Raw genomic sequence first — 10,999 nt, 5'->3', positions numbered from 1 at the left:
ATCGAACTGCCGTGCGGGCGGGGCGGAGACGCCGCTGCGGTCCAGCCCTGCGACCAGCGCGCCGTCTGCCGCGCCACGCGCCCCTTCGGAGTCGGGGTCGAAGCGGCCATTGCGAAGCCCCTCGCTGAAGACGTCATGGGTGCGCGCGCTCACGATGGCGGCGGAAACGTTGCCGCGGGCGCCCTCCGTGAACGGATTGAACGAGCCCTGGCGCAGCCCTTGCGAGAACACGTCGTGCATGCGCGCCGCGGTGCCGACCGGGGCGCTGTCGATCGGCGCGGCGTGCGCGCCTTGCAGCGAAAGGCCGACCACCAGCGAGACGGCGGCGGGGACGAAGATGCGGGTGAACTGGGAAATCATGATGTCGCTCCTGATGACGGGTCTGAATCGGTTCGCACTGGGCGGTGGCTGCGGCGCGTTCCCCGGTGTGGGGGGCGATGCAGCCGCCGTTGAGACCAATGTAGGAGGGCGGCAACAGTGGCACTAGGGCGTCCAATGCCGTCTCAGAAGCAACCAGAAGTCGGCAGTGGGGGCGAAACGTCAGGAGGCCAGCCCGACCAGCCTGGATAGCGACTGCTCAGCGCCGCGGCTCGCCTCGACCACGAAATCGATGAATCGGCGGACGCGCGCCGGCATTTGCGTGCGATGGGGAAAATACATGTACAGGCCGACGTTGCTGCTGGTGTAGTCGGTCAGGATCGGCTTGAGACGGCCACGGACCAGATCGTCGTGGACCATGTAGGCGAGCAGCTGGCCGATGCCGATGCCGGCGCGCACCGCTTCGACCTCGGTGTCCAGGTCGTTGAAGCTGGCGACCGTCGGCACTTCCTGGTAGACCAGATTGCCATCCACCTGCAGCTCCCATGGCACCATGCGACCGGTCGAGGCGCGACGAAAGCCGGTGCACCGGTGTTGCAGCAGCGCCTCGGGCGTGGCCGGCTCGCCGTGGCGCGCCAGGTATTCGGGCGACGCGCAGATGATCAACGGCACATCGCACAGCCGCCGTGCCACCAGGTTCTGGCCCGGGCTGGTGCCGACGCGAAAGCCGACATCGATGCGGGATTCGACCAGGTCGGTGAAGAGGTCGGTCAGCACCACGTCGAACACGATGCCCGGATACCGTTCCCGAAAGCCGTGCATCAGCGGCACCAGCACGCGGCTACCCAGCGATGGCGGCGCGGTCAGCCGGATCGTGCCGTCGTTCTCGCTCCTGCTGCTGCGGATCTGCTCGAGTGCCTCGTCGAGCTGGCGCATGCCCGGCGCCGCCAGCTCGAACAGCCGCGCGCCTTCGGTCGTCAGGCTCAGCTTGCGCGTGGTCCGGTGCAGCAGGCGGACGCCGAGGTCGGACTCCAACGTGCGCACGGCCTTGCTGACGGCCTGCGGCGTGACGCCGGCCTCCACCGCCGCACGGCGGAAGCTGCCGGCGCGCACCACGCCGATAAACAGGGTAAGAACGCGGGCCTTGTCCATGATCGGCAACCGATGGTTGAGAATGCCGCCATCATAACGCCGACCCGTTACCCAAGGCGGGCGGGCCCGTCGCGCTGCGCGCTAGAACCCCAGCGGATAACCGTCCTTGCGATGATCCGACGCCGCGGCATACCCCTGTGGCAGCCGCATCGCCATCTGTGCGCCGCCAAATTCGAGGCTGTCGGCCGGCGCCACCTGAACCGCATGGCCCATCGCACGCAGGGCCTGCACCGTTTCCGCCGGGCAGTGCGCCTCCACCGCGACGCCCGCGTTGTCGTCCATCACCCGCCAGCGCGGCGCGTCGCAGGCGACCTGCGGGTTCTGGTGGAAGTCCGCCAGCCGGCTCGTCATCTGCACGTGGCCCTGCGCCTGCATCGAGCCGCCCATTACGCCGAACGCAGCCAGCGGCGCGCCCTGGCGCATCAGGAAGCCCGGAATGATCGTATGGAAGGGGCGCTTGCCGGGTGCGACCTGGTTCGGATGTCCGGGCTGCAGCGTGAAGCCCCAGCCGCGGTTGTGCAGCGCGATGCCGGTACCTGGTACCACCACGCCGGAGCCGAAGCCCTTGAAGTTGGACTGGATGAACGACACCATCATGCCGCTCTGATCGGCCGCGGTCAGATAGACGGTGCCGCCGCTGTGCGGCTTGCCGGGGCCCGGATAGCTCGCCCTGGCGGGATCGATGGCGCGGGCGCGCTCGCTCAGATAGCCGGGATCGAGCAGGTCGCGCGCGGTGACCGTGCGCATCGCGTCGGCATCCGCCACATAGGCGTGCAGATCCGCGAAGGCCAGTTTCATCGCTTCGATCTGCAGGTGCATGGTCCGGGCCGAATCGACGCCGGCAGACGCCACGTCCCATTGGTCGAGCATGCCCAGCGCCATCAAGGCACCGATGCCCTGTCCGTTCGGACCGATCTCGTGCAGCGTCAGATCGCGGTAGCGCATCTGGATCGGCTCGACCCAGTCGGTTCGATGCGCGGCGAGATCGGCTTCATCGATGCAGCCGCCGGTGGCGCGCGCATGCGCGGCGATGCGCGCGGCCAGTTCGCCGTGATAGAAGTCTTCGCCGCCGCTGCGGGCGATGCGCTCGAGCGTGTCGGCCTGGCCGGGGCAGACGAAGCGTTCTCCCGGCAGCGGCGCGCGGCCGCGCGGCGCGAACGCTTCGGCAAAGCCCGGCTGGCTTTCCAGCACCGGGATCTGGGACTGCCATTGGCGGTGGACCGTAGGCGAGACCACGAAGCCGTTGCGCGCGTATTCGAGCGCCGGCTCGAACAGATCCTCGAACGGCAACGAGCCGAACTTGTCCCAGGCGGTGCGCCAGCCGGACACCACGCCGGGCACCGTCACGCTGTCCCAGCCCTTGAACGGCATCGCGTCGTAGCGGGAAAAGGACTCGGGCGTCCACGCCCGCGGTGCGCGGCCCGACGCGTTCAGGCCATGCAGCTTGTTGCCGTCCCAGATCAGCGCAAAGGCGTCGCCGCCGATGCCGTTCATGCAGGGCTCGACCACGGTCAGCGCGATCGCGGTGGCCAGCGCGGCATCGACGGCGTTGCCGCCGCGCGCGAGCATGCGCAGCCCGGCGGCCGCAGCCAGCGGCTGCGAGGTGGCCACCACGTTGTCGGCCAGCACGGGCGCGCGCTGCGAGCGGTAGGGGAAGTTCAGGAAGGAAGTCATCGGATGTGCAATGGAAGCGATCGGGGAACGGGCGCTGGGCATTTGCCCGAGCGCCCGCGGCGGCGTGCGGCGTTCGGGCGTCAGTCGATCCTGACCTTCGCCGCCTGGGCGACCTTGCTCCAGGTCCGCATTTCCTCGCCGATCATCCGAGCGAAGGCGTCGCTCGGCGTGAATTGCACCTGCACGCCCTGCGTTTCGAGCGATTGCACCAGGTCGGGCATCGTCAGCGCGGCCTTGGTGGCGGCGGCCAGCTTCTGCACCACGGCGGGCGGTGTGCCCTTTGGCGCAACGAGGCCGAACAGGTTGTTGACCCCGAAGTCGCGGATGCCTGCCTCCGCCATGGTCGGCGCGTCCGGCAGCGAGCCGACGCGGCGCTCGGAGGCCACCGCCAGCAGCCTCAGCTTGCCGGATCTGACGTGCGGCAGCGCGGAAGGGATGCTGTCGAACATCATGGCCGAGCGGCCCGCCATCAGGTCGGGCAGCGCGAATGCACTTCCCTTGTACGGCACGTGCACCACGTCGACGCCCGTGCGCAGCCGGAACAGTTCGGACTCCAGATGCGACAGCGTGCCGTTGCCCTGCGAGGCGAAGTTGTACTTGCCGGGCGCGCCTTGCAGATACTTGACCAGGTCCGGCACGGTCCTGACCGGCAGCGTCGCGGGCACCACCAGGATGTGCGGCACGTTGCCGATGCCGGCGATCGGCACGAAGTCCCTGGCGAGGTCGGCGGGCTGGCTCGAATAGGTGGCGGCGGCGATCGCCGCATTGCTGACGGCGGCAAGGTACAGCGTGTAGCCATCGGGCGCCGCCTTGGCGGCATAGGCCAGGCCGATCGCGCCGCCCGCGCCCGGCCGGTTCTCGACCACCACTGGCTGCTGCAACTGCTGGGACAGGCGTTGGCCGACCGCGCGCGCCAGCACATCGGTGGCGCCGGCGGGCGGGAATGACAGCACCAGCTGGATCGGACGATCCGGGTACTCGGCAAGCGCTGCGGGTGCGCCGGCAGCGGCGGCCATTGCCACTGCCGCCACGGCGGCGAGCCGCAGCGCCTGGCGGCGGGCGGTGTTCAGGATGGTGCGCGGATGCGCCGTGGCGGTGCGCGCGGGGTGAAGCAATTGCATGACCATGATGTAGACGACTCCGTGATGGCTGCCTCAACGGCGTGCCGCCATGGCGGCGTTGCCGGGGAGGGGCCGGGATGGCGAATCTGGCGCGGTCCGCTTGTCGCGCGGCTCCGGGCGCCTGTCATGCCGCGTCCACGGCCGGGCCGCGGACTGCGCTGATGGGAATGGCCGATTCTAGGCACGGTCCGTGCGTCAGCGGATGCGGATCGGCCATGGCGTCATGCGGAAACGGAATAAGGCGCCAGCGGCCGCACTGCCGTGCCCCGCGACGAGGCCGGCACGCATCTGACGGAAGACGACCATGCAGTTGAAGTGGATCGAGGACCTGCTCGTGCTGGAGCGCACGCGCAGCTTTTCGCGCGGCGCGGAGTTGCGCCATATCACCCAGTCGGCGCTGTCGCGCCGCATTCGCTCGCTCGAGCAGTGGGCCGGGGCAGAGCTGGTCGACCGCAATACCTATCCGCTGGCGTTGACGCGGGCGGGCGCGGCCTTCTGCGCGACGGCGCGCGACGCGTGCGAGCGGCTGCTCGAAGCGCGCGCGGCGCTGCGGCGCGAGGCCACGATGCCGGACAAGGGCATCGAGATCGCGGCTGGCCACACCTTGTCGCTGACGTTCCTGCCGGACTGGCTAAGGCAGTGCCGGCAGCGTGCGGGCACCTTCCATGCGCGCGTGGTCGCCGCCAACGTGCTGGACGCCGTGGTGGCGTTGTCCGAGGGACATTGCGATCTGATGCTGGGCTACAACCATCCGCGCGTGCCGGTGTCGCTGGACAGCGAGCGCTTCCGCAGTCTGACGGTGGGCAGCGACCTGCTGATGCCGGTATCGGTGCCTACCTCGCGCGGCGCGCCGGTCTTTTCGCTGGCCGATGCCAGCGGCAAGGCATCGAGCCCGACGCCGTTCCTCGCCTATACCGCCAACACCACGCTCGGCCGCGTGGTCGAGTCGATTCTCGAACAGAAACAGGCGCATCGCCGGCTGGTTCGCTGTTACGAAGCCGATATGGCGATGCTGTTGCTGAAGATGGCCAGCGAAGGGCACGGCGTGGCCTGGTTGCCGCACAGCACCGTCGCGCAGGCGCTGGCGGCGGGCACGCTGGTGCCGGCCGGTGACGACAGCTGGTGCTCGCCGCTGCAGATCTGCGCCTACCGCTCGGCACAAAGCGCCAATCCGACCTTGCACGCGCTATGGCGCATGCTGGCGGGCGAGCAGGCGGGCGAGCATGCCGACGCGCCGGCGCGGCAGGCGGCGCAGTTCGCGTAACGACGAGCGCTCGGACCCCGGCTCAGATGCCGATGAACTGCGCAAACTCCTCGACCGGCGCCCGCTGCGCCACCAGCCGATTGGCCGCAGCGTCCGGGTCGGCGTAGCCGATCGCCATGCCGGTGAACAGCATGCGTTCGGGCGGCGTTCCGAGGAAGCGGCGCATCGTTTCCGGATACATCGCCCAGCATTCCTGCGGGCAGCTGTCCAGGCCCGCTTCGCGCAGCAGCAGCATCACGTTCTGCAGATACATGCCGAGGTCCGACCATTGCGGCGGGCCCATGCGGCGGTCCACCGTGCAGAACAGCGCCAGCGGCGCGCCGAAGAACTGGAAGTTGCGCGCGAACTGCTGGCGGCGCGCGGCCTTGTCCTCGCGCGGGATGCCGAGATGGCCGTACAGGTCCTCGCCGACCTGGAAGCGCCGCTCGCGATAGGGCGACACCAGTTCGGGCGGATAGATGTGGTATTCGGCGGGCTCGCCCTTGGGTTCCTCCACCACGCGCTGCCGCATGATGGCCTTCAGTTCGTCCAGCGGGGCACCGCCGACCACCTGGATATGCCAGGGTTGCAGATTGCCACCGGACGGGGCGCGCGCGGCCTTCTCGACGATCTCGCGAATCACCTTCGGCGGCACGGGCTTGTCGAGAAAGCCGCGGATCGAGCGGCGCGTGGCAATGGCTTCGCTGACGTTCATGGTCTCCTCTCGTGCGTGGGTGGCGCGGGGCCGGCGGGTCCGTCGGCGCTCGCTCGGGGCGTTCGGGGCGCCGAGGGCCCTCGGGGCGCGCGTTCGCGGCGCGTGGCGTTGCATGGTAAGTTGGCGTCCGACGATACCACGACAACGGGAGACAGGCATGGCGGGTCCGCTGCATGGACTGAAGGTGGTGGAGATGGTCGGCCTCGGGCCGGGGCCGTTCTGCGCGATGATGCTGGCCGATATGGGCGCCGAGGTGATTCGCATCGACCGGCCCAATCGCGGCGCCGGCGTATTGCCCGAGGACGTCCGCTTCGACGTGACCGCGCGCGGCCGGCGTTCGCTGGCGATCGACCTGAAGCAGCCGGGCGCGGCGCAGACGGTGCTGCGGCTGATCGAGCAGGCCGACGTGCTGATCGAGGGCTTCCGGCCCGGCGTGATGGAGCGGCTGGGCCTGGGACCGGACGTCTGCCTGGCGCGCAATGCGCGGCTGGTCTATGGCCGCATGACGGGCTGGGGCCAGCACGGTCCGCTGTCGCAGGCGGCGGGCCACGACATCAACTACATCGCGATCACCGGCGCGCTGCATGCGATCGGCCTGCCCGACGAGCCGCCGGTGGTGCCGCTGAACTACATCGGCGACTTCGGCGGCGGCGCGATGATGCTGGCCTTTGGCGTGGTCTGCGCGGTGCTGGAGAGCCAGCGCAGCGGCAAGGGGCAGGTGGTCGATGCCGCGATGACCGACGGCGCCGCGCTGCTGTCGGCCATGATGTACGGCTTCAAGGCGGCCGGCCGCTGGAGCAACCGGCGCGGCGAGAACCTGCTCGACGGCGGCGCGCCGTACTACGGCACCTATGCCTGCGCCGACGGCAAATATGTCGCGATCGGCGCGCTCGAGCCGCAGTTCTATCGCAAGCTGATCGAGCTGTGCGGCATCGAGGATCCGGCCTTTGCCACGCAGGGCGACCGGCGCGACTGGCCGCAGCTGAAGCACCGGCTCGCCGAGGTGTTCCGCACGCGCACGCGCGACCAGTGGTGCGCGCTGATGGAAGGCAGCGATGCCTGTTTCGCGCCGGTGCTGGATTGGGACGAGGCGCCCGCGCATGCACACAATCGCGCCCGCGAAACCTTCATCGACGTCGACGGCGTGACCCATCCCGCGCCGGCGCCGCGCTTCTCGCGCACGGCGCCGGCCAAACCGGCGCCGGCATCGCCGCCCGGTGCGGATACCGAGGCCGTGCTGCGCGACTGGGGTTTTGCAGCCGAAGAGATTGCCGCGCTGAAGGGCGACGGCGTGATCTGACCCGGCATGGGCCCGGCGGGCCGCCGCCGTGGCCCGCCTCGCCGGCCCGGCGGCAAGCCGGATCCCGCGCGAACATCTATAGTGGTCTCGTGGCCAGGCCAACATCCTGCACCGCCCAGGCGGCATGCAGGCCGCCGCGCCATGCCCCCAGGAGACCGACATGCAGGTGCTGATTCGCGGCCTGCGCCGCGAGATCACCGAACAGCGTTTGCGCGACAAGTTCGCGCCCTATGCGCCCGTGCGCTCGGTGGAAATCATGCGCGATGGCGACCCCGAGCAGCCTTGGGCATGGGTGGACTTCGACATGGACCTCGTCGCGGCACTGGGCCTGCTCCGCCAGTTCGACGGGCAATATTTCGAAGGCGGCGTGATGCGCCTGCATCTGGTCCCGCACCAGAGCAGCGACTAATCAGCGACTAATCAGCGACTAATCAGCGACTAATCAGCGACTAATCAGCGACTAAGCAGCGACTAAGCAGGGACTAAGCAGGGACTGAGGAGCGACCGAGCTGCGACTGCCCGGCGATGGAGCAGTGATACGCGCCTTGCGGAGGACCGCAGACCCCGCGCGGCGCTGCATCAGCCCCGTTGCTCGCTGCGCCATGGCGGCCGCGGCCCCAGCGCCTTGCGCAACATCTCGACGAACAGCCGCGTGCGCGTCGACGCCACCCGCGATTGCGGCACCAGCGCCATCACGTCGGCGTCCGGCAGCCGGTAGCCGGGCAGCAGCGCGACCAGCCGCCCCGAGGCGAGGCTGTCCGCCACATCCCACTCCGACCGCGCCATGATGCCCTTGCCGGCCAGGCACCATTGATGGACGACGTCGCCGTCGTTGCTCTCCATGATCGGACGCACGCGCACGGTGTGTTCGCGTGCATCGGTGCCGCCGGCGCTCTTGCCGCTGCCTTTGCGCAGCTCCTTTCCAGCCTCCTTGCCGCCGTCGCGCCCGGCAAAGCGCCATAGCGTCACGTCCTCGTCGTTCTCCCTGAGCACCAGGCAGGCGTGCCGCGTCAAATCGGCGGGACGCTGCAGCGGCGGCGCCTTGGCGAGGTACTCGGGCGCGGCGCACAGCACGCGGCGGTTCGGTGCGATGCGGTGCGCGACCCAGCGCGAATCCGGTATCGCGCCGATGCTGACCAGCACGTCGAAGGCATCGCGCCCATGCACCGGCTGGCGCGGCAGCATCAGGTTGTCCGACAGGTACAGCTGCACCTCGAGATTGGGATGCGTGGTCTGGAACTGCGCCAGCAGCGGCCCGAGATAGCGGCGCCCGAAGCCGAACGGTCCATGCACCTTCAGCTTGCCGGCCACCGCCTGGCTGCGCTGCCGCAGCGCTTCCTCGATGGCCTGCATCTGCTCGAGCACGCCGGTCGCGTGCTGCGCCAGCAGATGGCCCTCGTGGGTCAGCTGCAGCCGGCGCGTGGTGCGCAGCGCGAGCCGGATGCCCAGGCGCGCCTCGAGCTGGCTGAGCCGCTTGGTCACGGCCGGCGGCGTCACGTTCTCCTCGCGCGCCAGCGCGGCGAGGCTGCCGAGCCGGTCCAGCGCCAGGATGAAGCGCAGGTCGTCGATGTTCAGCGTCATCATTATTAACCCGGAGGTGAATTAAGAAATTCTATGCCATTAACCACCCGCCGGCGGGCCGAACCTACACTGTGGCATCGATTCCAACCGGGGCCGCACCATGACAAGCGAACCAAGCCAACCACGCCAACCACGCCAGGCCAACCCCGCGCGCCAATACGATGTCGTGCTGTTCGACCTGCTGACCGCGCTGCTCGATTCCTGGACGCTGTGGAACAGCGTGGCGGGCGGCGAAGCACCGGGCCGCGCGTGGCGCGCCGCCTATCTGAAACGCACCTATGCCTGCGGCGCCTATCGTCCGTACGAAACGCTGGTGCGCGAGGCCGCGGTCGAGACCGGGCTGCCGGCAACGATGGCCGACGCGCTCGACGAACGCTGGACCGAGCTGTCGCTGTGGAACGGCGCCGCGCACGTGCTGGAGCACCTGCGCGCGACGCACCGGCTCGGCGTGGTGACCAACTGCTCGGAGCGCCTGGGCCGGCTGGCTGCCGAACGCCTGAACGTGCCGATGGACGTGGTGGTGACCTCGGAACGCGCCGGCTGCTACAAGCCCGATCCGCGGCCGTATCGGCTTGCGCTTCAGGAGCTCGGGGCCGAGCCCGCCAACACGCTGTTCGTCGCGGGCTCGGGCTTCGATCTGTTCGGCACCTCGGCGGTGGGGCTCGACACCTACTGGCATAACCGCGTGGGACTGGCGCTGCCGGAAGGCGCGCCGGCGCCGCTGCAGCAGGGGCCCAGCATCCTGCCGGTGCTGGAGCTTGCCGCGGCGCCACGCATCAAGTCGCCGGCGCAGGGCTGATCGGGCCGATCTGTCGGAACCGATCTGTCCGGCTGATCCATTGGGCCGATCTGGAGGAGACACCATGAAATTCGCCATTGTTGCCGCAGTGGTGGCGAGCGCGCTCGGCGCCGTCGCCGCGTCGGCCGCCGCGCAGGCGCCGAACTGGCCAAGCAAGCCGATCACGCTGATCATGCCGTTCCCCCCGGGCGGGCCCAGCGATGCGCTGGCGCGCGCGGTCGCCGCGAAGATCGCGCCGCGGCTGGGCACTTCCATCGTCGTCGAGAACGTCGGCGGGGCCGGCGGTTCGATCGGCATGCAGAAGCTCGCACGCGCGCCGGCCGATGGCTACACGATCGGCTTCGGCACCATCGGGACCCATGCAGCCAACATGATCCTGTACCGCAAGCCGCTGTACGACGCGCGCAAGGACTTCGAGCCGCTGGGGCTGGTCGGCTCCGCGCCGGTGCTGCTGCTGGTCAAGCGCGACCTGCCGGTCAACGACTTCAATCAGTGCAGCTCGATTGAGCGATGAATGCCGATCTCGTGATGCCGACAAGGCAAGCAAGGAACCCCATGACACTGCATGAACTGGAAACGCCGGTGCTGGTGCTCGACCGCACGAAGATGGAGCGCAATATCGCGCGGTTGCGCGATCGGCTCGCGCCCTTTGGCGTCGCGCTGCGTCCGCACGTGAAGACCAACAAGTCGGCCGATGTCACCGCGCGCATCGGCGCGCCGGGCACCCCGATCACCGTGTCGACGCTGAAGGAGGCTGGCTGTTTCCTCGAACACGGCTGGACCGACATCCTCTATGCCGTCGGCATCGTGCCGTCGAAGCTGCCGCATGTCGAAGACCTGGTGCGGCGCGGGGCGCGGATGACACTGCTGCTCGACAACGTCGAGGCGGCCGCCGCGGTCGCAGCCTACTGCCGCGAGCGCGCGCTGAGCGTGCCGGTGCTGATCGAGATCGATACAGATGGCCACCGCTCCGGCGTCAAGCCGGAGGACCCGCTGCTGCTGGCGATCGGCGCGGCGCTGGACGGGAAGGAAGGGCAGGGCGCCTGGCTCGCCGGCGTGCTGACGCATGCGGGCGATTCGTACAACTGCCGCTCGG

The 10,999-nt window shown here is 69.4% G+C and carries 12 protein-coding genes; 6 read left to right on the top strand and 6 right to left on the bottom strand.

What is annotated here, in order from left to right:
* From AC6EI8_RS19520 to AC6EI8_RS19505, 4 genes are all read right to left on the bottom strand, one after another.
* Positions 1–360, bottom strand: a 360-nt coding sequence (locus AC6EI8_RS19520) for a hypothetical protein (protein ID WP_498382654.1), incomplete at its 3' end; no start/stop codon positions are given.
* A 180-nt stretch (positions 361–540) separates the two neighbouring features.
* The gene (locus tag AC6EI8_RS19515) at positions 541–1,470 is read right to left on the bottom strand and encodes a LysR family transcriptional regulator (protein WP_226105940.1); all 930 of its coding nucleotides are present in this window, start codon (positions 1,468–1,470) and stop codon (positions 541–543) included.
* Between the two features lie 81 nt (positions 1,471–1,551).
* Positions 1,552–3,144: a gamma-glutamyltransferase family protein gene (locus tag AC6EI8_RS19510; protein WP_498382653.1), complete on the bottom strand. Its 1,593-nt coding sequence runs from the start codon at positions 3,142–3,144 to the stop codon at positions 1,552–1,554.
* A gap of 80 nt (positions 3,145–3,224) precedes the next feature.
* Entirely contained in the window at positions 3,225–4,271 is a 1,047-nt protein-coding gene (locus AC6EI8_RS19505) for a Bug family tripartite tricarboxylate transporter substrate binding protein (protein ID WP_006579718.1), read from the bottom strand.
* Positions 4,272–4,569: 298 nt separating this feature from the next.
* Between AC6EI8_RS19505 and AC6EI8_RS19500 the strand changes: the two genes are divergently transcribed.
* Positions 4,570–5,529 (top strand): LysR substrate-binding domain-containing protein, encoded by a 960-nt coding sequence (locus tag AC6EI8_RS19500; protein WP_226105936.1) that lies wholly within the window; start codon positions 4,570–4,572, stop codon positions 5,527–5,529.
* A 22-nt stretch (positions 5,530–5,551) separates the two neighbouring features.
* On the opposite strand, the gene AC6EI8_RS19495 is transcribed toward AC6EI8_RS19500, so the two are convergent.
* Complete coding sequence (locus tag AC6EI8_RS19495; RefSeq protein WP_226105934.1) at positions 5,552–6,223, bottom strand: nitroreductase; 672 nt, start codon at positions 6,221–6,223, stop codon at positions 5,552–5,554.
* A 157-nt stretch (positions 6,224–6,380) separates the two neighbouring features.
* On the opposite strand from AC6EI8_RS19495, the gene AC6EI8_RS19490 reads away from it, so the two are divergent.
* Both AC6EI8_RS19490 and AC6EI8_RS19485 read left to right on the top strand, forming a co-directional pair.
* Complete coding sequence (locus AC6EI8_RS19490; protein ID WP_498382652.1) at positions 6,381–7,523, top strand: CaiB/BaiF CoA transferase family protein; 1,143 nt, start codon at positions 6,381–6,383, stop codon at positions 7,521–7,523.
* 160 nt (positions 7,524–7,683) lie between these two features.
* Positions 7,684–7,932, top strand: coding sequence for an RNA recognition motif domain-containing protein (locus AC6EI8_RS19485; RefSeq protein ID WP_149316114.1), 249 nt, complete (start codon positions 7,684–7,686; stop codon positions 7,930–7,932).
* Positions 7,933–8,102: 170 nt separating this feature from the next.
* Here AC6EI8_RS19485 and AC6EI8_RS19480 read toward each other — a convergent pair whose 3' ends face one another.
* Entirely contained in the window at positions 8,103–9,107 is a 1,005-nt protein-coding gene (locus AC6EI8_RS19480; RefSeq protein ID WP_498382651.1) for a LysR family transcriptional regulator, read from the bottom strand.
* 97 nt (positions 9,108–9,204) lie between these two features.
* Between AC6EI8_RS19480 and AC6EI8_RS19475 the strand changes: the two genes are divergently transcribed.
* From AC6EI8_RS19475 to AC6EI8_RS19465, 3 genes are all read left to right on the top strand, one after another.
* Positions 9,205–9,903: an HAD family hydrolase gene (locus AC6EI8_RS19475; protein ID WP_498382650.1), complete on the top strand. Its 699-nt coding sequence runs from the start codon at positions 9,205–9,207 to the stop codon at positions 9,901–9,903.
* A gap of 64 nt (positions 9,904–9,967) precedes the next feature.
* The gene (locus tag AC6EI8_RS19470; RefSeq protein ID WP_498382649.1) at positions 9,968–10,417 is read left to right on the top strand and encodes a Bug family tripartite tricarboxylate transporter substrate binding protein; all 450 of its coding nucleotides are present in this window, start codon (positions 9,968–9,970) and stop codon (positions 10,415–10,417) included.
* A 41-nt stretch (positions 10,418–10,458) separates the two neighbouring features.
* Positions 10,459–10,999: alanine racemase (locus AC6EI8_RS19465; RefSeq protein ID WP_498382648.1), on the top strand; the 541-nt coding region annotated here is incomplete at its 3' end.

The organism is Cupriavidus sp. R6-3 (assembly GCF_059772245.1).
This window is presented reverse-complemented; position numbering and strand designations above follow the sequence as displayed.